Source organism: Bradyrhizobium sp. 197 (assembly GCF_023073375.1).
In the GTDB taxonomy this organism is placed as follows: Bacteria; Pseudomonadota; Alphaproteobacteria; order Rhizobiales; family Xanthobacteraceae; genus Bradyrhizobium.
The window spans coordinates 175,760-199,953 of sequence record NZ_JADPJJ010000108.1 but is presented as its reverse complement, the minus strand read 5'-3'; the positions used below and the strand labels follow the sequence as shown (position 1 = coordinate 199,953).

The following is a 24,194-nucleotide window of genomic DNA, read 5'->3' as shown; positions in this document are numbered from 1 at the left end:
GAGGCCGATGAATAGCCATGCTCTCTTGTCCCGGACGCGGTGCAGCACGAAGTGCTGCTCCGCAGAGCCGGGACCCAGATAGCTGCAGACACCGATTATGACGCAACACAATGCGCGATCAGCTTCTCCACGAATGCCGCGCATTTCTCCAGCTGCGCCATTTCCACGAATTCGTCCGGCGTGTGCGCCTGCGCGATCGCACCGGGGCCGATCACCACGGATGGGATATCGGCCATGCTGGCGAACAGGCTCGCCTCGGTGCCGAAGGCGACCTTGGCGTGGTCGTTGCGGCCGGCGAGGCTCTTGGCCAGCGTCACGATGGCGGCGTCGGCGGCCGTGTCGAGCGCGGGGTAGTCGAGGATCTCCTCGAAATCGATGCCGCATTCCGGATGCATCGACTTCATCGCGGGCTCGAGCTCGGCCTTGGCCCAGGCGACGATCGCATCCGTGACCTCGCGCGACTCGGTGATGCCGATGCCGCGGCATTCGAAATCCACCGTGCAACTATCCGGCACGATGTTCAGCGCGGCGCCGCCATGGACGATGCTGGTGAGCAGCGTCGAGTGCGGAACATCGTAGAGGCTGTCCGTTGACCGCACGGCGGCGAGCGTGACCGCGCGGCGGCGGATTTCGACGATCAGCTCGGCCGCATATTCGATCGCATTCACCCCGTCGGGCGCGATCGAGGAGTGGCGGGCCAGCCCCCGAAACGTCGCGCGCACGCCGTGCTTGCCCTTGTGTCCGATGATGACCTTCATCTCGGTGGGCTCGCCGACGAAGCAGCCGAGCGGCCTGACCTTCTTCTTCGCGATCTCGCCGAGCATCGGCCGCACGCCGACGCAGCCGATCTCCTCGTCATAGGAGATCGCCAGATGGATCGGCGTTGCCAGCTTCACCTCCAGCATTTCAGGCACCATGGCGAGGCACACCGCGACGAAACCCTTCATGTCGGTGGTGCCGCGGCCGTAGAGCCTGCCGTCGCGCTCGATCAGCTTGAACGGATCGTGGCTCCAGTCCTGGCCGACCACAGGCACCACGTCGGTATGTCCTGACAGCACCAGGCCGGGGCGGTCCTCGGGTCCAATGGTGACCCACAGCGAGGCCTTCTGTCCGGTCTCGTCGACGATGCGCTCACCCTTGACGCCGAGCGCGGCGAGATAGCTCTCGATATGCGCGATCAGGGGCAGGTTGGAGCGATCGCTGATCGTGTCGAAGCCGACGAGGTCGGCGAGCAGTTTTCGGATACGGTCGGGTCTTGAGCTTGGCATTTTCACGTTCTTATCAGGAGGTGGGAAGCTGACGCAGCTTGCATGAACCATACCAATGTTGCGGGTGTTAGGGCAAACCAGCACAAATCCGTCCGGGCGACGAGATGTTGTGTGGCCCGTCGGGCAAAACACCCAAATGCTCGGTCAACCCGCATCGCCAAAGATATTCCGCTTTACCGAAATTCGGAAACGGCGTATGTATCGCCGCAACCCGGCCCAAGGAAGAGGGGCGTATCGCGATCGTCACGAACGCGGGCCGGGCGGCGGTGGACGCCGATCACATCGGCGCGAATGGTTTCGCAGGGCGGAGAGCCGTGAGCGAAGGCGTCGCGCGCACGACCGGTGTGATCGGCGTACGGCCAAATCGTGTCGTCCTGGCGCCCGGGGTCTGTGCGCCAAGTCTTGCGGTGATGTGTGCTGTCCGACCGGACCGCGCGCATCAGCCATCCGCAGGGCGACGGGGGCAATAGTGCATCGCTCCCCGGGGAGAGCACGACATAAGCCGTTCCAACCATTGCGCAGGGAAGGCCGGATGTTGGGCTTCACCTGTATGCCGCTGTGCAATTTTGTTACGACAACTTCGCACAGTGGACCGCGGGTGCCAGCCGGCACCCGGTCTTCCCTGCGCTCTCTTTCATTTGAGGGTGAGACGACGAAGCAAAGCTCGGGCGAAACACGCCGCGAGGATGCGATCCCATGTCAGGCATTCAACAACGCTCTCGTGCCCCGGACGCAGCGCAGCGCCTCTTGGCGGTGCGCTGCAGAGCCGGGGCACATGCAGCAGCGAGTGCGCGGCTTTCTGGGTCCCGGCTCTGCGCAGCAACGCGAAGAGGCGTTGCAGCGCGTCCGGGACACGAGGGTGCGTGCGAGCTAAACCGGTTTCCCCGCATACGGCATCGACGCTGTCAGCCCGCCGTCCACCGGGAATGCCTGGCCGTTGACGTACGACGCCTCGTCGCTGGCCAGAAACAATCCCATCGCGGCGAGCTCGTGCGGCTGGCCGGGGCGCTTGAGGGGGTTGAGCTGGCCGATCTTGTCGGCGGTGCCGCGCTCCTTGGCGCGGTCGAAGATTGGCTTGGTCATGCCGGTCTCGATCAGGCCGGGGCACACCGCGTTGATGCGCACGCCGGTGCCGGTGAGCGAATACGCGGTGGTCTGCACCAGGGAGATCACGCCGGCTTTGCTCGCTGCATAGGGATGACCGCTGGCGCCGGCCTTGAGACCGGCCACGGACGCCGTCAGCACGATCGCGCCGGATTGTTGCTTCACCATGTGCGGCATCGCATGCTTCACCGCGAGGAACGGCCCGATCAGATTGATCCGCAACACCTCCTGCCATTGCTCGACGGTCTGCTCGCCGAGCGGGACGAGTCCGCCGGAGACGCCGGCATTGGCCCAGATCACGTCGAGCCGGCCGTGCGTCTTCACCGCATTGTCGATCACGGCGATGACGTCTTTCTCGGAGCCCGCATCCGCCACCATCGCTTCGGCGACACCGCCGGCCTTCTTCACCTCGTCGACCGTTTCTTTCACCGCTTCGGTGCGATCGACCGCGATCAGCTTGGCGCCTTCCCTGGTGAACAGCAGCGCGGCCGCGCGGCCGATGCCGCTGCCGGCACCGGTGATAATGACGGATTTGCCTTGCAGACGGCCCATGCGTTTTCTCCCTCTGGTTCGCACGCGACGCTTGCCGCGCGACGGAATTTCAAACAAGATTTCAAACGGTAAAGTGTCTTGAGACACGTTCGCTACTGACGTACAGCGACATCAAACGGGATGGAAGGGTTTCGATGGCAGGTGCAGACAAGCCCAAGGTGGTCACGACACGCTGGTGGTGGGTCCGTCACGCGCCGGTGCGCAATGACGGCGGCAACATCTACGGTCAGTCCGATCTCGCCTGCGACACCAGCGATACCTACGTCTTCAATGCTGTTGCCAAGGTGCTGCCACGCAATGCAGTCTGGTATTCGAGCAATCTGATGCGCACGCATCAAACGGCCGAAGCGATCTGGGCGGCTGGTTTTCCGAGGCCTGCGTCGATGACACGGGAAGCGGACCTCGCCGAGCAAAACCTCGGGCGATGGCAGGGCATGAACCGCGCCCAGTTCATCGCCAGCCGCCCTGTCGGCTCGAGCTGGTTTGCCGATATCAACGAACCCGCACCCGGCGGCGAGAGTTTTATGGACCTCTACAATCGCGCCCGCCGCACCATCGATCGGATCAATGCCGAGGCTGCGGGGCGTGATGTGATCGCAGTGGCACATGGTGGCACCATCAAAGCGGCACTTGGGCTGGCGCTCGATGGCCAGCTGGAGAAGGCGCTGTCGTTCGACATCGACAATTGCTCGATCACGCGGCTCGACCATTTTGCGAACCCCGAGCGCACGGTGTGGCGGCTGCCGATGGTGAACCAGCAGCCGTGGATCGCGGACGACGCGCATGCGGAGATGCATCAGCCGGCAGGACCGGAAGTCAAGAAACTCGCCTGAGTCGTTGCCCGCTCGCGCGGACGCGGCGTAAGCTCCAGGCCAATTCAAATCAGAACTGTTGGGAGAGAAGCATGACCTTGTTCGACATGAAGGGGAAAGTCGCCGTCATCACCGGCTCGACGCGCGGCATCGGGCGCGCGATCGCCGAGCGCATGGCCGAGCACGGCGCCAAGGTCGTGATCTCCTCGCGCAAGGCGGATGTCTGCGATCAGGTCGCCAAGTCCATCAACGACAGATTCGGCAAGGGCACCGCGGTCGCCATCGCCGCCAACATCTCGTCGAAGGAAAACCTGCAAAACCTCATCGACGAGAGCAACCGCGCCTTCGGCAAGATCGACGTGCTGGTCTGTAACGCCGCATCGAACCCGTATTACGGTCCGCTCGCCGGCATCTCCGACGATCAGTTCAGGAAGATTCTGGACAACAACATCGTCGCCAACAACTGGCTGATCTCGATGGTGGTGCCGCAGATGATCGAGCGCAAGGACGGCTCGATCATCGTCGTCTCCTCGATCGGCGGGTTGAAAGGCTCGACCATCCTCGGCGCCTACGCGATCTCCAAGGCCGCCGACATGCAGCTTGCGCGCAACCTGGCCTGCGAATACGGACCGCACAACATCCGCGTCAACTGCATCGCGCCCGGCCTGATCAAGACCGATTTCGCCAAGGCATTGTGGGACAATCCGGAGAATTTGAAGGCCTCGACCGCGCGCTCGCCGTTGTTGCGCATCGGCATCCCCGACGAGATCGCGGGCGCCGCAGTGTTCCTGGGATCGAAGGCCGGCGACTTCATGACCGGCCAGACCATGGTGATCGACGGCGGCGCCACGATCAGTTGAGGGGCTGCTGATTGGCATTGCTCTCGTGTCCCGGACGCGGTGCAGCACGAAGTGCTGCTCCGCAGAGCCGGGACCCAGAATGTCGCGAAGATCGAGATCGCTGAGGCTTGGGCCCCGGCTCTGCGACGCACCGCTACGCGCTGCGTCGCGTCCGGGGCACGAGACCTCAATCCACCGCCGCGTACACCAGATCCCGCACCAGCGTCCGCGTAAAATCGCGCTGTCCCGGGCCTTGGCTCATGAACACGACGAACAGATCCTCCTTCGGATCGATCCAGAAGAACGTCCCCGCAATGCCGCTCCAGAAATACTGGCCGACGCTGCCGGGGAAGGGCGCGATGCCGGCCTCGCGGCGCACGGCGAAGCCGAGGCCGAAGCCGTGGCCGGGCGACAGGAGAGTGCCGTTGGTCACGACGTGAGGTCCGAGATGATCGGACGCCATCGACTCCAGCGTCTTGCGGCCGATGATCCTGTTGCCGTCGAGGGTGCCGCCGTTGCGCAGCATCAGCGCGAAGCGGGCATAATCCATGGTGGTGGAGACGAGGCCGCCGCCGCCGGACTCCATGATCGGCTGTTCGAGCATGTTGAACAGCGCGACCTTGTCGCTGGTCCAGGGATCGGCCGCGAACGGCTCGGCCAGCCGGCCGGCATTGGCCTCGCTGGTTGCAAAGCCGGTCTCGGCCATTTGCAAGGGCGCGAGAATGCGCTCGGCGAGGTACGTGCCGAGCGACTTGCCGCTGACGATTTCGATGATACGGCCGAGGATGTCGGTGGAGCGGCTGTAGTTGAACTCGTCGCCGGGATGGCAGACCAGCGGCAAGCTCGCCACCAAGGCGGCGTGCTCGGCATTGGTGATCTTGCGGCTGCGCACCCGCGAGTCCTGGTAGAGCTTGTGCACGGGGCCGTCGCCCTGGTGCTCGTAGGTCAGGCCGGAGGTGTGGCGGAGCAAGTCCTGCACGGTCATCGGGCGTTTCGGCGGAACCAGTTCCAGCTTGCCGCCGCTGACCACGCCGACCTTTTGGTCGGCGAACTCCGGGATGAATTTCGCGACGGGATCGGCAAGGAGAAGGTGGCCGTCCTCGACCAGCGCCATGATGCCGACCGACACGATCGGCTTGGTCATCGAGAAGATGCGGAAGATCGAATCATGCGCCATCGGCGCCGCGCCCGTCGGGCTCTGCTTGCCGAGCGCCTCAAACCAGCCGACCTGGCCGCGCCGCGCCACCAGCACGGTGACGCCGGGAATGGTTCCCTTGTCGATCTCGCGCTTGAAGGCGTCCGACATGGCCTGAAGGCGGGGACGTGACAGCCCGAGCGTCTCGGGGCGGGCCTCCGGCAGAGGCGGGGTGTTCGGCGCGGTGGAGGGGCGAGGGGCGGCTGTCGCAGAGGCTGTCGCAGTCATGGGCACTCCCGGTTGCTTATTATTATTCGAGGCGGACTGTGGCCCAGAAGGCGCGGCACAAACAAGCGAAGCCAGCGCGCTTCACCCTTGCAATCCGGCCTTGCAATCCGGCCGCCCCCTGTGCTTCAAAGCGGCCTGATCCGCGCGGCAACGCAGGGTCCGTAGGAGTGTAGCTCAATTGGTAGAGCACCGGTCTCCAAAACCGGGGGTCGCAGGTTCGAGCCCTGCCACTCCTGCCAGCGAAATCAAACACTTAGATCAGATGCTGGCGGGACGGGAACCTGCCGTTTCCAGATCGCCTCCGCGAGGGCGATGTCGACCACGGAATCTTCGCCGGAAGCCAGCGGCGTCCTCTGCTCGACGATATCGGTGACGAATGCATCGGCCTGACGCCGAAACGCCCAACTCTTTTCGCGCGGTAATTGCGTGCGTTGTCCTTGCTGATCGAGGATGACCTCCGCCTCCTGCTCGGCAAAGGGCGGGGGCAACTCGATGGTCACTGCGCCCCGTTCGAACGCGATGCTCAGACCCTCACGCCAGATGCCCTCAGCTCCATTTACGAGTTGCAGCGCGCAGGCGACGCCGTCGAAGTCGAGCGTCACGGTCGCCGCGCCCGAGGTCTCGACGGTGCTTTGCGCGACTGCCGGCGACGATCCGAGCACATAGCGCGCGAGATTGATGATATGGCTGAACACGTTCAGAAAATGGTCGTAGCCGGGTCGCATCGCGCCGGGCATCCAGTACGGGCCATCCTGCCAGAGCTCGAGCCCGTCCGGCCGCGCTTCGCCGGTCATGACGAAGTTGTCCTGCGACCGGCCAGTGTTGCCGCCGAAGCACCAGCCTCGCGCCCCGATAACGCGTCCAAGCGACTGGTCCGCTCGAATGCGCGTCAACTCGGCTACCGCGCGCGCCACGCCGGCGTCGTGACGCTTCATGTAGCCGATGCTGTAGACGAGGTTTTGTCGCCGCGCGGCCTCGGCCAGTGCAACGGCCTGAGCCGTGGTGTAGGCCATCGGCTTTTCCGACAGCACATGCCGGCCGCTGTTCAACGCATCCAGCACGATCGGGCCGGTGGCGCGTCGCTTCGTCACGACGACGACCGCGGACACGTCGCTGTCCGCCAGCAGCTCCCGGTGCGTGCCGTAGACCCGGGCGATGTCGAATTTTTGCGCCGCTGCGGCAGCGAGATCAGGCCGGAGATCGGCGATCGCGACAACGCGGCAGGCGGGATTGGCAGCGAAATTGGCGAGGTGGCACATCTGGCCGACCATGCCCGTTCCGATGATGCCAATGCCTGGCGCCACTTGCTAGGATCCCTCGAAGCGCTTCCGGATGACGAGGAAATGCGCCGGTTGTCCCCAGGTGTTGATGAAGGCCGGGTCTGACTGGGTGAGAGCGGTGACCGCGGACACATCCCGTCGCTCGATCGCGCCAAAGATACGATGGAAACTGTCGAGCGTCGCGACGATGGCGCCGATGTCGGAAGCATCGTCGGCGAGAATTTCTGTCGTCCTTATCGTCTCGCGCAGCGACGCGAGGCTCGCGATCACACGGGGCAGGCTGGCGCCGAAGGGATCCTCGATCATCCCATCGACATCGAGAACCAGTGTCTCGATCGAAGCCGAGATCGCGTCGACCGCTTCGGTCCTGCCGGCCAGATAGAGCTTCCGTCCGCCGAGAAAGCTCAGACGGCTGCGGCCGAGATGGCGCGCCGCGCGCCGCAGCTTCTCGTCATCGGACAGGACCTTCTTGTGCCAGTAGACGTCCAGGCTGTCGCGATAGGCGGGCCACGCCGAATGGATATCGAATCCCTGCTCGTGCGCCGCCCTACACAAGGCTCCCGCCTCGAGGAAGTAGCGGTGCCGAACGAATGGATTTTCGAGCACGTCCATCAGCCAGGATACGAAGCTGCGTGTGTGCGGAATGCTGTTCCATTTCGCGTCGAACAGCATCTTCGCCGTTTCGAGCCCGGGACGGCCCGTCAGTACCTTGCCTGCCGCATGAATCGCCTTGAGCGCGAGCTCGAAGAATCCGCCGTAGCGCTCGTAGTAGGAAACGACCGCGTAACCGTCCGGATTGAGCAGCCGGTGAAAGATGCCGAGCCAATTCTCAGTCGGCTGCACCGTGTAGATGAATCCTTCGGCATCGATGATGTCGAAGCGACGATCGCTGCGAAATCCTTCGACATCGGACGATACGAGTTCACGCAGACGTTCCGCTTGGCTGAAATGCGCGAAGTAATCCTGGATTTTCGCGTGCGCATGCCGGTTCGGCTCGGCGAGCGTCATGTTTGCGCCCCAGCCTGCAAACACCAGCGCGTTCTCGCCGGAATCGGGGCCGAATTCGAGCACGTCGGCGTCGCGGAACAACCGCGGCGGCAGCACCAGCTTGTCCGAAAACAACTCGCGCCGCAGGCCGGCATAGGCTCCGAGTTCGGCGGCGGATTTGAAATTCCCGAACGTCGGCAGGACCTCCTGACGTTCGTAGTAGTTGAAGAGCTTGTCCTCAGCCATGCCGCGACCCTGCGGCCGCCTCGAGGCGATCGAGCTCGCTCCAGATGTCCGAGGGTGCGAAGATCGAAACGATGTGGAGCGGGCGCTTCACGGTTTCGCGCAGCCGGCTGCTGACCCTGTCTTCGTTCTCCTGGTTCACGGCCAGAAGGCAGACGAGCGGATTTGACTTGCCTGCGAGGCCCTCCGGCGAACGGATCGGAATGCCGGTGCCGGGCAGGAACAAGCCCTGGCGCTCCTTCTGGTCGTCGACCGAGAGGTCGACGAGATCCGCGAGTTCGTGGGCATTGGTGAAAGTGCAGGCGCGGCAACCGGCGCCGTAGATGGCGATCTCGGCGCCGTTGGCGCGAGCCTTGGCGAGGATCGGGCGGAGCCGCGCGCCGTACTCCCTTGCGCGCTGGCCGAACCTCTCGCCGACGCCGGCAGGGGCGGGCGGTGGCGTCACGTCGTGCGGGGCGCGGCGCGCTGCGATCGCGAGGCTGCCGCCGCTGAAATTGTATTTCTTCACCGACACCGCCTCGAAGCCGTGGCGCGCCAGCAGCGCGAGCAGTGTCGGTTCGGTGAAGTAGCTGACGTGCTCCTCCCACAGGACCGAGAGGTCGCCCGCCGTCGAGCCGGGTGCGAAATCAGGCACGTCGATGAACAGCAGCCCGTCGTCGCTGAGCGCGATCTTCACGCAGTCGAAAAAGTTCTCGAAATCGACGATGTGCTCCAGCACCTGGCGCGAGACGACGAGGTCGAACTTGCCGGCCTCTGCGACCGCGTCGTGACACAGCGCCGGGCTGATCATGTCAGCATAGACCTTGATGCCGCGCCCGCGGGCGATCTTGCCTGACACCGGGTTCGGCTCCACGCCCACCAAAACCTTCGCGCCGCGTTCGCGCAGCCTGTCCATGAACAGGCCGTCGTTGCATCCGATCTCGAACACGGATCGATGGCTCGAGAATTTGGCGATGGTATCGAGCTCGTCGACCTGGTGCGGCTCCGGCTTCCAGCTGCTGAAATTGTAGTTGAACTGCCGGTACAGAATGTCGGGATCGATCGGCTCGACGATCTGGGGCAGGCCGCACTCGCCACACGCCAGCACCTCGAACGGATACCGGTCGTCCTGTTCGTCGCGGCTGTGCCGAAGCCGATGCGCAATCGGCATCTGTCCGAGGTCGATGACCGGGCGCAAATTGGTCGAATGGCAGAGGCGGCAATGATCGGTCACGGGTTTGGCTCTGTGCAGGAAAAGCGAGGAAACATCGACGCTCCAGGCGATACGCGACGCAGTTGAAGCCTATATCGCGCCAGAGGTCTTGCCACAATTCTTAAGTTGCCGTGCCGCGGCGAGCGCACCAATCTTCGTGACGTAGTTCTGGACTTCAGCGGCATCGCTGCCATCGGGAGCCCAGTCAGGAAATGCGGTGCGGGAGGGATCGAACGGACCGGCGGTGGTTTCGTGAAACACCAGCCATTCCGAGGTGATCAGGATCGAGTGAAACACCTGCTCGGGCATCCGGTAATAGCAGCGCTGGCCCTTGCCGTAAGGCGCCATCTCGAGCACGTCGCGAATCCGCCCGTCATCCTCGAAGATCACGACCTGCGCGGTGCCTTCGATGACGTGGAACGACTCCGGTTTGCCAAAATGCTTGTGAGGCCGCACATAGGCCTCGCGATGATGCACGATGAGCATCTCGTGCAGGCCGGACAAGGGATCGGGATGCGTGCACAGTCGGCTGCGCAGACGCGGATTGCCGGCGGCGATGCGCTTCAGCTCGGCGATCGTGGCGTCGTCCGCCGTGACGATGGCGTCGTCCGAATAATACACTTCGGAATTTTGCGCACGCAACGAGGTCGGTGGGCGGAGGCCCGTTGTTTCATTCGAAGAAGATGAACCCATGGTCGCCCCGGTATCCGCATTTGTCGTAGATCCAGGCCCACGTTTCCGGACCGTGGAAACTCAGGCAGGTGAGCTGCCAGTAGAGCAGGTTCGCCTTCTCGCGCTCGTCGCGGAACGATTCCACCATCAGATATTTCGAGGTGCCGCGCCCAACGCGCTCGATCTCGGACACAGCGCGGAAGACGTCCTCGAGCGGAAGATTGTGAAGCACGCCGAGCGACACCACGAGATCGAAGCTGTGGTCGGGATAGGGGAGCGCGACGGCGCTGCCGATCTTCAATTGCGACCGCACCTCCTCCTTGGCGTTGGCGATGCCATAGTCGGAGATGTCGATGCCGGCGATCGTGAGGCCGGGCACGAGCTGGCTGAACTCATGGAGCAAATAGCCCTTGCCGCAGCCGATATCGAGCACGCTCATCCCGGGCTTGATGCCGTAGCGGTCGATCAGGATCTGGGCGAGCGGGCGCCACCGTCCGTCGTAGCGATAACCGCCATAGCCATAGCGGCGGTCGCCGTCCCAATAGTCGTGGCCCCATTGCCGGGCCACGGTGGCGGATTCCGCCTTGTCGTGCTCGACGACCCGCTGAACGTAGTTCCGCTTGGTCGATGCGTGCATCGGCTGGAGTAAGTTGATCTCGGTCATTGTCCCCAACCGGTCCGCGGCATCGTCACAGGATGGTCGCGAATTTGTTGACGAGCAGAATGTCCTCGACGGCCTGGATGGCGTCGCGCGAGGACAGCGTGATCTCCTCGACGGCGGCGTGCAAGTCGCAGCCTTCGCTCAGCACGCGGTCGTAGATCTCCCGCCGCCGCGCCTCGTCGGGCGGCAGCATGAAGATGCTGTAAAGAATCAGGCCACGCAGCCGCGGCAGCTCGTCCAGGATGTCCTCGAGCACCATGTAGCTGCCTTGCATGGTGTGCTCGGCGGCGCTGAGCAGATAATGCAGGTTCTTCCGCCGCGCGTAGTCGCGGATCACGATGTTCTGGACGTGCTGCGGAGTGCGGCTGCCGTTCAGCGGCCGGGCGCCGATATAGCCGCGATGGCCGGCTCGCTCAGCCATGGAAGCCTCCCGGCAGCTTGTACTGCATGCCGACGCGTGTTGCCGGGCGCAGCAGGATCGGTTCGAAGAACTCGCCGAAGCGCTTGTCCGCGTAGGGCGACATGATGCTCTTGAAGCGGCAGTTCATGCTCCAGCGCGTGCCGGGCTCCTCGTTGATGCGATTGCCGTGCATCAGGGTCTGGTTGAACAGCATCACGTGGCCGTAGGGGATCTCGATGAAGGTCGCGTGCGGCTTGATGGTCTTGTACAGCTCCTCGGCGCTGCGCAGGCTGGCCATTCGGTCCTGCATGTCGCCGTTCAGGGACGGCGGCAGCAGATACATCGATTTGGAGCGGTGGACGTCGACCAGCGGCACCCACACCACAACTTCGAACGGCGAGTCGCCCGACCAGACGTCGGAATGGGTGGCGAGCAGCGAGGAATCGTCACCTGGCAGCTGGATGCTGAGATTGACGCGGCGCTGCATGCAGAGCTCGTTGCCGACGATGGTCTCGATCGTCGAGCGCGCCAGGCGGAAATAGGTCGGCCGGAACCAGGGCTCGGCGTTGAGGCCGTTGAAGACGTGCAGCCGCAGGCCGTTGAGATCCTCCACGCTCACCCGGGTGTGGATGGTGTCGAGCATCGCGTAGGGGTCGTTGCCGTGCGGCAGCTTCAGATAGTCCGCCGCAAGCTCGGCGGCGCGCCGCTGGATCCGGTCGAGCCCGGCGCGATCGTCGGCCGGCGTGGTGACGAAGCCATCGTCGATGAAGCGTTGCGCCAGCGCCTGCTCATCGGCCTCGAGGAAAGCCGTGTCCGTCATGCAAAATACTCCCGGGCGGTCGCGCAAACATAGCTGATGTCCGAGGCCGAGAGGAACTGGTTGATGGGAAGCGTGAGGATCTGATCCGCCTGCCGCTCAGTCACCGGGAACGCGCCGCGACCGTGACCCAGATGCGCCGCCGCCTCCTGGAGGTGGATCGGTACCGGATAGTGGATCGCGGTCTCGATACCCTTGTCGGCAAGATATTTCTGGAAATCGTCGCGATGGTCCGTCTGCACGACGAAGGTATGGAAGGTGTTGAACTCGATGTTGCGGCAAACCGGGATGAACAAGGAAAGGCCGGCGAGCTCAGTGCGGTATTGCGCGGCGTTGCGGCGCCGGCGTTCGATCACGGAGGGCAGGTGACGCAGGCGAATGCGAAGCACCTCGGCCTGGACCGTGTCGAGGCGTGACACCATGCCCCACTCCTGGACGTCACTGCGATTGATCAGGCCGTGATTGCGCAGGCGTCGAATTCTCGCGGCCAACTCGGCGTCGGCGGTGACGACGAAGCCGGCGTCGCCCGCGGCATTGAGATTCTTCAGCGGGTGGGCAGAGAAACAGCCGAACGTTCCGATGGTCCCGCTCATCCGCCCGTCATAGGTCGAGCCGATGGCCTGCGCGCTGTCCTCGATCACGGCGAGAGCGTGCTTGGCCGCGATCGTCATCAGCGGGCTCATGTCGGCCATGCGTCCGGTCAGGTGCACCGGCATGATCGCCCTGGTCCGCGGAGTGACGGCGGCCTCGACTGCGGCCGGATCGATGTTCTGGTCCGGCAGTACGTCCGCAAACACCGGCGTGGCGCCGACGGCGACGATCGCGGCAGTCGATGCCACGAACGAATTCGGCGGGGTAATCACCTCGTCGCCGGGACCGATGTCGAGCGCCCTCAAGGACAGGAGCAGCGCATCGGTGCCGGAGTTCAGCGTCACCACATGCGGCGAGCCGAGATAGGTGGTGAGCTCCTCTTCGAGCTTCGCAACGGCCGCGCCGCCGATGAAATCGCCACGCTGGAATACGCCCTCGACCGCCTGCATGATCTCGCCGCGCTCTTCCTCGAATTGCGCGGGAAGATTGACGTAACCGATGCGCCGGCGGCCGGTGTCAGCGTCCATGGCAGAATTTCCGGACGATCTCGATGACGCGGTCCTGCTGGGCGTGCGTCAGATGCTGGTCGACGGGGAAGCTGATGACTTCCTGGGCGTGGCGGTCGGTGACCGGGAAGGTGCCCGGCCCGTAGCCGAGATGCTTGAGGCCTTCCTGCTGATACAGCGGGATGGGGTAGTGGATCTTCGCTTCGATGCCGTTGTCCAGGCAGTATTTGTAGAGCTCGTCGCGGCGCTCGGCGAACACCATGTAGAGATGATAGACGTGCTTCACGTTGGGCCGGCGCGGCGGAATGCGCAGGCCGGGCAGGCCGGCGAGGCCCGCGTCATAATAGGCCGCGTTCTCGATCCGGCGGCGTGTGATCTCGCTGGTCTGGCCGATCAGCCAGTTGCCGACCACCGCCTGGAGGGAATCTAGCCGCGAATTGCAGCCGAGGATCGCGATCTCGTCGCGATTCTTCATGCCGTGGTTGCGGATCAGACGAAGCCGCTCGTTCATCCCGTCGTCATTGGTGACGACGACGCCAGCATCGCCCCAGACGTTGAGGTTCTTGAGCGGATGCAGGGAGAAGCCGGCTGCGATACCGTGGGTGCCGGAGCGCTTTCCCGCGAACTCCGACAGAATGCCCTGGCAGGAATCCTCGACGACGGGAATGTTGTGACGTTGGGCGATCGCCATCAGCTTGCCCATGTCGGTGACCTCACCGGTCAACTGAACCGGCATGATCGCCTTGGTCTTCTCCGTGATCGCGGCTTCGACGTAGTCGACGTTCATGCAAAAGGAATCGTCGCAGTCGACCAGCACGGGCGTCGCGCCGGTCTCCGCGATGGCGCCGACGGTGGCGATGAAGGTGTTAGCGGCGGTGATGACCTCGTCGCCATGACCGATGCCGAGCGCCTTGAGCGGCAGCTTGAGCGCGTCGGTGCCCGATCCGACGCCGATGGCGTGACGCACGCCGATCAGCTCGGCAAAGCGCCGCTCGAATTCGGCGACCGGCTTGCCCAGGGTGAAATCACCGGTCGCCACCAATCGGCCGATCTCGGCCAGGATCGGGGCAGGATCGGAGAATTGCTCGAGCAGATAGGAATATCGAACGTCGTGCATGGGGCCCGTCAGGTGGAATGAAGTTGAGGAGAGGAGGTGTGCGAGGCGGCGAGCGCGCGCTCGATCGAGGTCGCAATGGCGCCGGCGGAAAGTCCGTGCTTCTTCAGCAGCGAGTCCTGCGATCCGTAATTGTGCATGAAACGATCCGGCAGCGACAGCCGAAGCATCGCGGGCAGGCCGAAGCCGAGCTTGTCGATCAGCGCCTCCGCGACCGCGCTGCCGAGGCCGCCGGAGGGCACGTGCTCCTCCAGCGTCGCCACCAGCTTGGTGCCCCGGATTGATTGCAGCAGCGCCTCGGTGTCGAGCGGCTTGACCGTGTGCATGTGCAGGATGCCGGCGCGAATGCCCTGCACAGCCAGCAGGTCGGCCGCAGCGAGTGCGCGCTGGAGCATGATGCCTGTCGTGACCATGACGACGTCGCCCGGTCGCCGCATCAGGATGGCCTTGCCGATCTCAAAGCCGTGCTCGGCCTTCGAGACGACGGCGTCGCCACCCTTGCCGAGCCGGATGTAGATCGGTCCGGTCCAGTCGAGCGTTTGCTCCATCAGCCGCGCCGCCTCGTCGGCATCGCACGGGCAGACCACCGTCATGTTCGGCAGCGCCCGCATGATGGCGATGTCCTCGATCGCCTGGTGGGTTGGGCCGAGCGGCGCATAGACCAGCCCGCCGCCATTGGCGATCAGCCGCACCGGTAGATTGTGCAGGCAGAGATCGACAGCGATCTGCTCGTAGCAGCGGCGGGTGAGGAATGTCGCGATGGTGTTGACGTAGGGCACGAAGCCTTCCATCGCGAGACCGGCCGACATGCCGATGATGTGCGCTTCCGAAATGCCTTCGATCAGGTGGCGCTTGGGAAACTCCTTGCTCATCGCGCGCAAGGTGCCCGCGCCGGGATCGGAGCCGATGTAGAGCACACGCTCGTCGCGCGTGGCGAGCTTGTGGACCATGTTCATCGCGGTATTGCGCATGGGAAGCCGATCAAAAATCGCCGACAGCGACGCGGATGGCGCCGAGCTCGCTGTCGGTCAGCTTGTTCTTGTGATGCCAATCGGCGTTGGATTCCGCGGCTGGCAGACCCTTGCCCTTGACGGTATGACAGATGACCGCGGTGGGTTTTCCCGGAACGGCCGGTACCTGCTTCAGGACGGTGCGCAGGGCGCCGACGTCGTGGCCGTTGAGCTCCTGCACGGCAAAGCCGAAGCTGCGCCATTTGTCCGCGAGCGGCTCCAGCGGCAGGACGTAGTCGGTGGGCCCGTAGCTTTGCAGCTTATTGTAGTCGATCAGCGCGACCAGATTGTCGAGCCCGTGCTTGGCCGCGCCCATGGCAGCTTCCCACACCGATCCCTCATTGATCTCGCCGTCGCCGAGCAGGACGAAGGTGCGGTAGCTGCGCTCGCGCATGCGCGCGGCGAGCGCAAGGCCGACACCGATCGACAGGCCGTGTCCAAGCGCGCCGGTCGACGCCTCGACCCCCGGCACCATTCCGTATTCGGGATGTCCGCCCAAAATGCTGTCGGGGCCGCAGAAGCCGTCGAGCTCCGACAGGGGAAAGAAGCCGCGATCGGCCAGCAGCGCATAGAGCGCCAGACACCCGTGCCCCTTGCTGAGGATCGCGCGGTCGCGGGCCGGATCGCGCGGGTTGTTCGGATCGATCCGCAGCACGTCGTCGTAGAGTACGCGGACCATCTCGATCAGCGACAATGCCGGACCGACATGTCCGCGTCCCGCGGAGCGGACAGAACCGAGGACCAGTCGGCGCAGATAAAGGCTACGCTCGTCCAGCGTGCAGGTGAGGGCGGCTTCAGCGTGGGGCGAGATCTGGGTCACTTCGGTAAATCTGTTGGGCTAATCGTCTGGTGAAGCCGGCGGGCTTTGTCGAGCTGACCAGCGAGGCGGATCGTAACATCGCCACCTTGTGCAGCCATTGCGCGCCGGGAGCGGCTGTCCGGCAAATAGGCGTTCAGGACAATCAGGCACCAGATTCCCTTGAACACAGGATACAGTACGTCACGGCGGATCGCAAACGCGTCATCGCCCGCCTCGAAGGCGCGCGACAGCCGTTCGATCAAGCGATTCGCGCTCGCCTCCGGCAGGTCGCTGCCGGGGTGAATGGCGGTGTCGGACACGAGCTTGACCGGATCGTCCCAGCCGAAATATTCGAAGTCGATGAATCGCAAGCACCCGCCTTCGGCGCGCAACGCGTTGTGCAGTCCGAAATCGGACGGACTTAGCGCGCGATGGTTGGGCGCAAGGTCCGCTGCGGGATCCCGGCCCAGTTCGGCGTAGCGCCGGCGGAGCTGCCGAATCGCGACGTCAGTGCTGGGAACCAGGCTGCCTTCGATGAACGCGCGCAGGTCGGGATGATCATCCGAGACCCGCCGCAGTCCGTCCAGGCGCTGCTCGTACTGGGCGATGGCTGCCTCGGGCGAAAAGATGCTGGCTGAGGCGTTGCGCAAATTTTGCGCGCCTTCGGCGGCGCGCAGTTTCTGCAACGCTATCAGGAAATCGGCGAGTTGGTCGGCGTCGTCGCCCTGCGGGCGCAGCACCGCCGCCTCGCCGTCGAACCATTGGTACAGCGCGCAGAACGCATCCGCGTCCTTTGCGACCGGCCGCGGTGTCGACATGATGCCGTGGCGCGACAGAAACGAGAGCGCGGCATATTCCTGTCCCAGGCGATCGCGTCCGTCGGACGGATAATGCTTAAGGGCAAGGGGCGGTCCCTCCGCCATCTCCAGCCGAAACACCCTGTTGTTGCCGCCGGACCGTGCCGGCTGGGCGGCCGCGACTCGCGCACCGGCCAGGCGGCTGCCGATCGCGATCGCAACCGGCGCGGTTATGTCGGTCTCGCTCATGCCGCAAGCACCTCGCGGCGAATATCGGCCCATGTCGCGATCGGCTTGCACTGTTCGGGGTGGGGGGGCTGCGACCGCGTGAACAGAATCGATCGCGTGGCCTTGGGAAAATGCGGTTGCTCGAAGACGTCGACGAGATCGTCGATGAAGACGTCGAGCCCCAGGCCCGCGATTCTCTCGACCTTGGCGGCCAGTGTATCCTCGAAATAGACGTCGCCGACGGCCAGCGCCGAATCCGCAGCGTCGATCAGGCCGGCTCGTCGTAGCCAGCTGCGCGCGGCGTCACGCAGGTCGGTGCGGTCGGGGTCCTGATGACCGAATCGAGTCTTGTGGCTGACGATGGAGACCTTGGAACCGGCCTGCTTGCACGCTGACAAAAATTCCCGCACCCCCGGATAGATTTCGGCGCTGCCAATGCCCTTGCCGTAGACGAAGCCTTGCAGCCCTTGCCAGGCCAACTCGCCGCCCGCGCGGGAGCGGAGATGGTCCCGCACGTCGGTCTTCAGCCCCTCCCACCCCTCCGGCACCAGCCCACGCTGACTTGCGACGGCGGCAAAGACCTTGTCGTAGCAGATGATCGTGTTGTCGAAATCGATGCCGATCCGCACGCCGCTCACTTCAGGCTGATGTTCTGCATCATCTTGATGTTGAAGTACCGGGGGTCGTTGAGCGAGTTCGGCAGGCGGCCGCCCTTGAAGGCGTTGACAAGGCCGGACACGGCCTGCTCGATCGTGTGGGTCGGCGCAAAGCCGAGCTCGCGGCGGATCTTCTCCGAAGAGACGTGGTAGGAGCGGAGATCGTCGGTCGGCTCAACGGCGACGTCGACATTGCTGCCGACCACCGACTTGACGATGTCGGCGATCTTCATCAGCGAGTGGTTCTCGTAGCCGATATTGTAGGTCTTGCCGTCGATCTTCGCGTCGTCCTGCTGGAGCAGGAACAGATAGGCCGCGGACATGTCCTCGATGTGCAGATTGGGCCGGCGCTGCGTTCCCCCGAACACGCGGATGCGGCCGGTGTTGACCGCGAGATTGGTCAGGATGTTGACGACGACGTCGAGCCGCTGCCGCGGTGCGTAGCCGCAGACGGTGGCGGGACGAACCGTGCAGGCGACGAACCCGGACGCCGCCTCGTCGGCGAGGTCGGTCTCGCACATCGCCTTGAACTTCGAATAGTCCGTGAGCGGCTCGCAGGACAGGTCCTCGGTCACCTCGGCCTCGTCCTTGATGCCGTAGACGCTGGACGAGGAGGCGTAGATGAAGCGCTTGATGCCCGCCTTCTTGGCGGCGCGCACCATCGGCCGGAAGCAGTCGTAATTGATGGATTTTCCGAGCCCCGGATCCAGCTCGAACGACGGATCGTTGGAGATGCAGGCGAGGTGGATCACGGCGTCGTTGCCGCGCAGGGCCTCGTTGATCGCGGCTTCATCGCGGATGTCGCCCTTGATCAGGCGCAGATTTGGATTGTTGCGGACGGCATCGAAGACATCGTCGCCATACATGAACAGGTCGAGCACGGTGACCTTGTGGCCCGCGGCGAGCAAGTGGGGAACCAGCACGCTGCCGACATAGCCGGCGCCACCGGTGACCATCACATTCCATTTTTGACCAATCACTGTCGTTCTCCAGTATTTGCCGTTCGCGCTACTTCAACAACGCAGTGACGAACTTGACCAGCGGCACCTTTTCGACCGAGCTGCGGTGGCCGACGATCCCGACCTTGATCGCGCCGGCCGCGTTGCCGATGAAGGCGACGTCCTCGATATTGCCGCCGGCGGCGACCAGCGGCGCGGTGATCGTCAGGAAGGCGTCCCCCGCGCCGACGGTGTCGACGACGGTCTTGGTGAAGGCGGGAACGCGCGCGACGCCGGTTTTCGAAGAGAACGGGTAGCAGCCGAAGGAGCCGTGCGTGATAATCATGTTGTCGCAGTCGATCTTGCCGTGCAAGCCGGCCTCGATCACGGATGCGATGTCGCTGAACTTGTCGGTTGCCGCCAGACGCGCCTCCGGCGCGTCGATGCAGATGTAATCAGCACGCGGATATCTCGTGATCAGGTTGTAGCCGTGATTGCCGCTATTGCTCTGGGCATTGACCGCCAGGAACTTGGAGTTCGCGATCAGGGCGTCGATCGTGCTCGAGGCGATCATGCCGTGACCGAAATCGGTGACGATCACCACGTCGGCGCCGCGCACGCGCTCCGTCGTGATACGGTCGATCTCCTTGCGATCGGCCTCGTCGAGCGGCGTGTCGTCCATGGTGTAGACTTCGAACAGCTTGTGCAGATATCCCAGCTCGACGAACCGCGATTTGCGGGTGGTCGGACGGCCCTGAATGCGAATCGGCGTCAGCGTGACGTTCGGGCGGACATGCGCGCGGATGAACTCTTCAGGGTAGTCGTTGCCGCCCAGCGTCGTGACGATCTCCACCGATTTGCAGAAGCTCGCGACATGGTTCGCCGCGGCAATGACGCCGCCGGCAAATTGCTCGCCGTTCTTGAATAGCGTGGCGACGATGTTTTCCTTCGAGGCCTTTCCGAGCGCCGTGACGTACTGGTATTCGTCGATGATGGTGTCGCCGACCAGCACGACGTGCATGTCCTGCACCTTGTCGATCAGCTTCAGCAGACGGTCGGCGCCGCCACCTTCACGGACCTTTTGCAGGTAGTCGCGGAGTGGAGGATCGTAGATGTCGAAGTACCGGTTCACCAGCGACGAGGAGCTGAAGGTCACGTCGCGCGTGAACACGATGCGTCCGCCGTGACGCTCGACGGCGTCGCGCTCGGTCCTGATCTTGCCGGTCACGTCGTCTTCGGGGTTCTCGTAGTCGGACCCCTTCACATAGATGTCCGGCCGCACCGTATCGAGAATCGGCTCGGCGCTGGAGGTGTGGTTGATGCCGACCCAATCGACGTTCGCGAGTGAGGCCAACATCTCGGCCCGCATGTTTTCGGGAAAGATCGGCCGACCCGGCCCCTTGTTGACGTGACGGTCGGCGGTGATCGTCACCATGACGACGTCGCCTTCGTTGTGCGCGGCCTGGATGTGCCTGATGTGGCCGAGATGCACGAGGTCGAAGACGCCGTGGCAGAGTGCCACCTTCCGGCCCTGCGCTTGCGCAGATCGCGCGATCTCGCCGAGTTCCTCGATTGTCTTGATCTTTTCGTGCGCCGCCAGTTGGGCGGTTGACGCGGGATTGTCGGTCGGAAGATTGCCCATGTGATAACCCAAAGCGCCGGCCGACCTCAGTCGGCCGGCCCGGAATTGATCGATTCGCGGCAACGATATCCGGCGAACCTGTTCACTGGCTTGCCTTCTGCGGCGTGCCGGACGCGGCGTCGCAGTCGTCACCAAGATACTTGAACCAGTCCTTGGTCGCGTCTGCGATCTTGTCCACTGTCCACAGGGGCGCGTCCTTGTACTGCTCCATCGACTTCAGCATCGTCGCGACGCCGTCCTCGAATTTCACCTTCGGCGTCCATTTCAGGATCCGCTTGATCTTGGTGATGTCGGCATGGGTGCACTCGGGCTCGCCGGGACGCTTGGGAATGTGGACCTTGTCGCCGCCGAGAAGTTCGACCAGCCGGTTGACGCTGTAGGTGTTGTCGGAGCCGACGTTGAAAACTTCGTTCGAGACCTCGGACCGCGCTGCGGTCACGAAGGCGTCGGCGACATCGCTGACGAAGGTGAAGTCGCGGGTCTGCTCGCCATCGCCGACCACCGTGAAGGGCTTGCCGGCGAGTTTCTGCGCCATGAACACACCGAACACGGCGCCGTAGGTGCCCGTGGTGCGATGGCGCGGCCCGTAGACGTTGAACAGGCGCAGCGCGACCGCGGGCAGCTTGTAGACCTGGCACCAGTGCGTGACGCACTGCTCGCCGAGATTCTTGGTGAGCGCATAGGGATACATCGGCCGGATCTCGGCGCTTTCCGGCGTCGGATAGACGTCGGGAATTCCGTAGCAGGACGACGACGCGGCATAGACGAAGCGGCTGACGCCCGCCTGCCGTGCAGCCTCGAGAACGTTGACCGTGCCGTCGACATTGGCGCGGTGATACGGGATCGGGGATTCGATCGAGGGAACGATGTCGGCCAGCGCGGCGAGATGGAAGACCCAGTCGATGCCGTCGAAATGCGGCTTGATAGATTCGAGCTCGGTGACGTCGGCCCGCACCATCTTCAGTCGACTCGAATCGGCGCGCGAGGCGAGATTTTCGGCGCGTCCGATCACGAAATTATCGAGCGCGATGACCTCGTGCCCATCGTCGAGGAGACGATCGACGAGGTGACTGCCGATGAAGCCCGCGCCACCGGTAACGATGCATTTCATGGGGAACATCCGTGATGCGAATGCCCAGCGAAACAGGCTCGCCAATGTTGAGTGGAGTCGGAAACCGAATCGGCTGCTAGTACACTCTGCAGGTATTATACCTTTGCAATCGCTGGTGATAGCCGGTATCAGGGCGTCATGTCGCCGTCGAGCCGCGAGCCCATGCCTGCCGAGTCCGTCGATCCCGATCACAAGGCTTTCCTCGACGATTATGTGGCGCGCCTCCATCGCGCGACTGCGGTTGACGACGGGGTTTTCGCCAGGATTTCCGCTACCCGCGCCACCTGGTTGCGCGCGCGAGAGCAGGGCAGTCGCATCATCTTCATCGGCAATGGCGGCTCGGCCGGCATCGCTTCGCATCTCGCTATCGATCTGGCGAAGAACGCATCAGTGCCCGCACTCTGCTTCAGCGATGCCAGCATGATGTCGTGCCTTGCCAATGATTACGGTTTCGAGGATTGGCTCGCGCATGCGGTGCGGCTGAGCGCTCGCGCCGGCGATTGCCTCGTCGCGATCAGCTCGTCGGGGCGCTCGAAGAACATCCTCAATGCGGTCGCGCAGGCGCGGACGATGAAGCTCGACGTGATCACGCTGTCGGGCATGAATGCGGACAATCCGCTGCGCAATCTCGGCGACGTCGATTTTTACGTCGATAGCCGCAGCTACAACATCGTCGAGACCACGCACCAGTTCTGGATGATGGCCGCGATCGACCTCGTCATCGGTCGCGCGGAATATCCGGCATCCTGAGGCGGGAATGCAGTCGCGATTGAAGCAGGCGGCCTATTTTCGGTGAAGCTGCTGCTGTCGATCGCCGTGCCGGTGTACATTGGGCGCGCCACCCTTGAGTCTCTTGACCAATGCTGTCGATCTGATCTTCACGGGGTGAGATTGCCTCATCCGCCCGCATGTCTCCGTTTTCCGGTCCCACGATGAAAAACCTGTTCTACGTCCGGCATACCTGCCGCCTCTGTCATTCGGACAAGCAAGAGCTGGTCGTCCCGATGGCAGGCATGCCCATCGGCACGCCGAACTTCCAGGTGCCGAACGCCAGCGTCGACGATCCCGTCTTTCGCGCCGCTGTGCCGATGGCGCTGCACCTGTGCGCAGACTGCGGCCATCTCCAAATTCTCCATGTCGGCAATCCCGAGATCCAGTACCGCAACTACGTTTACACCACCTCGCTCTCGCTCGGCCTGCGGGAGCATTTCGCGGGCTATGCCAACGACGTCGTCAGCCGTTTCGCCATCGCGCCGGGCTCGCTGGTCGTCGAACTCGGCAGCAATGACGGATCGCTGCTCGGCTTCTTTAGGGAGCGCGGCATGCGGGTGCTGGGTGTCGATCCCGCCGTCGACATCGCACGGCGGGCGACGGAAGCGGGGATCGAGACCATCGGCGATTTCTTCACCGATGCCATCGGTCATCGCATTCTACAAAGCCACGGTGTGGCGAGCGTCGTGATCGCCAACAACATGATCGCCAATGTCGACAATCTTGATCCGCTGGTGATCGGGGTCCGCGACGTGCTGGCGCCGGACGGGCTGTTCGTTTTCGAAACGCAGTACGGCGTCGACGTCACTGAGAAGAACCTCCTCGACACCGTCTATCACGAGCATCTGTCGTATTTTAACATCAAGCCGCTGACGCGCTTCTTCGCGCGGCTCGGCATGGAAGTGATCGACGTCCAGCACATCGAGACCAAGGGCGGCTCTATCCGCGTGACGGTGCAGCGTGCCGGCGGCCCGAAGAAGCCTTCCGCGGAGGTCGCGCGCTTCATCGGCGAGGAAGACCGGCTCGGCGTCGACCAGCCCACCTACTATGTGCCCTATGCGCGGAGGATCGCCGCCATCCGCGACGAGTTGGTCGCGATGGCCGATGCCGCCCATGCGCGCGGTCAACTCGTGGCCGGCTACGGCGTGTCTGTCGGTACCACGACCCTGCTGCCGCAGTTCGGCCTGGAGACGAAGATCGACTTCCTGGTGGACGACGACCCCAAGAAGGGGAACGTGATGGCCGGCCCGGGCTACGACATCCCGATCCTGTCGCCCGCCGCCCTTTACGAGCGCAAGCCGGCATTCGTCGTCGTTTTCGCCTGGCGCTACGTGGATCCGATCCGGGCCAAGCATGCCCGCTATTTCGCCGATGGCGGAAAGTTCGTTGTGCCGTTGCCGGGCATCTCGACGATCGATCGGGCCGATTGACCGCCCCAGGTCGCTAGAAGGGGTCCCAGGAGAGGGGGACCCAGGGTGTCGTTCTGCAAAGAACCGGCGGAGGGCATGGGACCGCGCTTTGCAGGCGGCCGATAAGCCCTTGATCGGCATGGTCTCTGCTCGGTCGCCCGCGGAGGCCGGTTTACCCGCTGGCACCCTCTCGATCTTGACCTTTGCTCCCATCCGCAGTAGATACCGCCCACTCGCAGCCGGCCCGTTAGACGCGGATCTCCGGCGCGGCTTTGAAATCCCCGAACAATCGAGCCCGGATTCCGGCTCATCCTTCGAGACAGAGGGCTGGGCCAACGGCGGCTGTTCGGATCCCTGAAATTCATTCGCGTC

23 protein-coding genes and 1 tRNA gene are annotated in these 24,194 nt (G+C 63.8%); 5 read left to right on the top strand and 19 right to left on the bottom strand.

What is annotated here, in order from left to right:
• Nucleotides 1-95: 95 nt before the first annotated feature.
• Complete coding sequence (gene argE, locus IVB27_RS26215; RefSeq protein WP_247445995.1) at nt 96-1,268, bottom strand: acetylornithine deacetylase; 1,173 nt, start codon at nt 1,266-1,268, stop codon at nt 96-98.
• 870 nt (nt 1,269-2,138) lie between these two features.
• A complete protein-coding gene (locus IVB27_RS26210) occupies nt 2,139-2,924 on the bottom strand; it encodes an SDR family NAD(P)-dependent oxidoreductase (RefSeq protein ID WP_247445994.1) in 786 nt (261 codons plus the stop codon).
• Between the two features lie 134 nt (nt 2,925-3,058).
• Here IVB27_RS26210 and IVB27_RS26205 point away from each other — a divergent pair, with 134 nt between their 5' ends.
• Together IVB27_RS26205 and IVB27_RS26200 are read left to right on the top strand one after the other, a co-directional pair.
• Nucleotides 3,059-3,757, top strand: a complete 699-nt coding sequence (locus IVB27_RS26205; RefSeq protein ID WP_247445993.1) for a histidine phosphatase family protein — start codon at nt 3,059-3,061, stop codon at nt 3,755-3,757.
• Nucleotides 3,758-3,828: 71 nt separating this feature from the next.
• Entirely contained in the window at nt 3,829-4,596 is a 768-nt protein-coding gene (locus IVB27_RS26200; RefSeq protein WP_247445992.1) for an SDR family NAD(P)-dependent oxidoreductase, read from the top strand.
• Nucleotides 4,597-4,762: 166 nt separating this feature from the next.
• Here the strand turns inward: IVB27_RS26200 and IVB27_RS26195 are convergent, their stop codons facing one another.
• Nucleotides 4,763-5,998: a serine hydrolase domain-containing protein gene (locus IVB27_RS26195; RefSeq protein ID WP_247445991.1), complete on the bottom strand. Its 1,236-nt coding sequence runs from the start codon at nt 5,996-5,998 to the stop codon at nt 4,763-4,765.
• Nucleotides 5,999-6,161: 163 nt separating this feature from the next.
• On the opposite strand from IVB27_RS26195, the gene IVB27_RS26190 reads away from it, so the two are divergent.
• Nucleotides 6,162-6,237: transfer RNA gene (locus IVB27_RS26190), tRNA-Trp, on the top strand.
• A gap of 6 nt (nt 6,238-6,243) precedes the next feature.
• Here IVB27_RS26190 and IVB27_RS26185 read toward each other — a convergent pair.
• The 16 genes from IVB27_RS26185 to IVB27_RS26110 form a co-directional block, all read right to left on the bottom strand.
• On the bottom strand, nt 6,244-7,302 hold the full coding sequence (locus tag IVB27_RS26185) for a Gfo/Idh/MocA family protein (RefSeq protein WP_247445990.1): 1,059 nt from the start codon (nt 7,300-7,302) through the stop codon (nt 6,244-6,246).
• A gap of 3 nt (nt 7,303-7,305) precedes the next feature.
• Nucleotides 7,306-8,511, bottom strand: a complete 1,206-nt coding sequence (locus tag IVB27_RS26180) for a class I SAM-dependent methyltransferase (RefSeq protein WP_247445989.1) — start codon at nt 8,509-8,511, stop codon at nt 7,306-7,308.
• Complete coding sequence (locus tag IVB27_RS26175) at nt 8,504-9,721, bottom strand: class I SAM-dependent methyltransferase (protein ID WP_247445988.1); 1,218 nt, start codon at nt 9,719-9,721, stop codon at nt 8,504-8,506. The genes IVB27_RS26180 and IVB27_RS26175 overlap by 8 nt, the downstream gene beginning before the upstream one ends.
• A gap of 69 nt (nt 9,722-9,790) precedes the next feature.
• Nucleotides 9,791-10,321: a WbuC family cupin fold metalloprotein gene (locus IVB27_RS26170; RefSeq protein WP_247445987.1), complete on the bottom strand. Its 531-nt coding sequence runs from the start codon at nt 10,319-10,321 to the stop codon at nt 9,791-9,793.
• A 49-nt stretch (nt 10,322-10,370) separates the two neighbouring features.
• Complete coding sequence (locus IVB27_RS26165; protein WP_247341111.1) at nt 10,371-11,036, bottom strand: class I SAM-dependent methyltransferase; 666 nt, start codon at nt 11,034-11,036, stop codon at nt 10,371-10,373.
• Nucleotides 11,037-11,061: 25 nt separating this feature from the next.
• Nucleotides 11,062-11,454: an LIC12192 family sporadic carbohydrate cluster protein gene (locus tag IVB27_RS26160; RefSeq protein WP_247341113.1), complete on the bottom strand. Its 393-nt coding sequence runs from the start codon at nt 11,452-11,454 to the stop codon at nt 11,062-11,064.
• Nucleotides 11,447-12,253, bottom strand: a complete 807-nt coding sequence (locus IVB27_RS26155) for a sporadic carbohydrate cluster 2OG-Fe(II) oxygenase (RefSeq protein WP_247341115.1) — start codon at nt 12,251-12,253, stop codon at nt 11,447-11,449. Before IVB27_RS26155 ends, IVB27_RS26160 begins: the two co-directional genes overlap by 8 nt.
• Entirely contained in the window at nt 12,250-13,368 is a 1,119-nt protein-coding gene (locus IVB27_RS26150) for a DegT/DnrJ/EryC1/StrS family aminotransferase (RefSeq protein ID WP_247445986.1), read from the bottom strand. The genes IVB27_RS26155 and IVB27_RS26150 overlap by 4 nt, the downstream gene beginning before the upstream one ends.
• Nucleotides 13,358-14,464 carry a DegT/DnrJ/EryC1/StrS family aminotransferase gene (locus IVB27_RS26145; RefSeq protein WP_247341120.1) on the bottom strand — a complete coding sequence of 369 codons (1,107 nt, stop codon included), beginning with the start codon at nt 14,462-14,464 and terminating at the stop codon, nt 13,358-13,360. The genes IVB27_RS26150 and IVB27_RS26145 overlap by 11 nt, the downstream gene beginning before the upstream one ends.
• 8 nt (nt 14,465-14,472) lie before the next feature.
• Entirely contained in the window at nt 14,473-15,432 is a 960-nt protein-coding gene (locus IVB27_RS26140; RefSeq protein WP_247445985.1) for a transketolase family protein, read from the bottom strand.
• A 10-nt stretch (nt 15,433-15,442) separates the two neighbouring features.
• Nucleotides 15,443-16,291, bottom strand: coding sequence for a transketolase (locus IVB27_RS26135; RefSeq protein ID WP_247445984.1), 849 nt, complete (start codon nt 16,289-16,291; stop codon nt 15,443-15,445).
• Entirely contained in the window at nt 16,288-17,193 is a 906-nt protein-coding gene (locus IVB27_RS26130) for a phosphotransferase (RefSeq protein ID WP_247445983.1), read from the bottom strand. Before IVB27_RS26130 ends, IVB27_RS26135 begins: the two co-directional genes overlap by 4 nt.
• 119 nt (nt 17,194-17,312) lie before the next feature.
• Nucleotides 17,313-17,924 (bottom strand): HAD family hydrolase, encoded by a 612-nt coding sequence (locus IVB27_RS26125; RefSeq protein ID WP_247341129.1) that lies wholly within the window; start codon nt 17,922-17,924, stop codon nt 17,313-17,315.
• 5 nt (nt 17,925-17,929) lie between these two features.
• Nucleotides 17,930-18,931 carry an NAD-dependent epimerase/dehydratase family protein gene (locus IVB27_RS26120; protein ID WP_247445982.1) on the bottom strand — a complete coding sequence of 334 codons (1,002 nt, stop codon included), beginning with the start codon at nt 18,929-18,931 and terminating at the stop codon, nt 17,930-17,932.
• A gap of 28 nt (nt 18,932-18,959) precedes the next feature.
• Nucleotides 18,960-20,531 (bottom strand): PfkB family carbohydrate kinase, encoded by a 1,572-nt coding sequence (locus IVB27_RS26115; RefSeq protein ID WP_247445981.1) that lies wholly within the window; start codon nt 20,529-20,531, stop codon nt 18,960-18,962.
• Between the two features lie 82 nt (nt 20,532-20,613).
• Nucleotides 20,614-21,642, bottom strand: a complete 1,029-nt coding sequence (locus tag IVB27_RS26110; protein WP_247445980.1) for an SDR family oxidoreductase — start codon at nt 21,640-21,642, stop codon at nt 20,614-20,616.
• Nucleotides 21,643-21,804: 162 nt separating this feature from the next.
• Here IVB27_RS26110 and IVB27_RS26105 point away from each other — a divergent pair, with 162 nt between their 5' ends.
• Nucleotides 21,805-22,392: an SIS domain-containing protein gene (locus IVB27_RS26105; RefSeq protein ID WP_247341137.1), complete on the top strand. Its 588-nt coding sequence runs from the start codon at nt 21,805-21,807 to the stop codon at nt 22,390-22,392.
• Nucleotides 22,393-22,550: 158 nt separating this feature from the next.
• A complete protein-coding gene (locus tag IVB27_RS26100; protein WP_345946917.1) occupies nt 22,551-23,843 on the top strand; it encodes a methyltransferase domain-containing protein in 1,293 nt (430 codons plus the stop codon).
• The last annotated feature ends 351 nt before the right edge of the window (nt 23,844-24,194 follow it).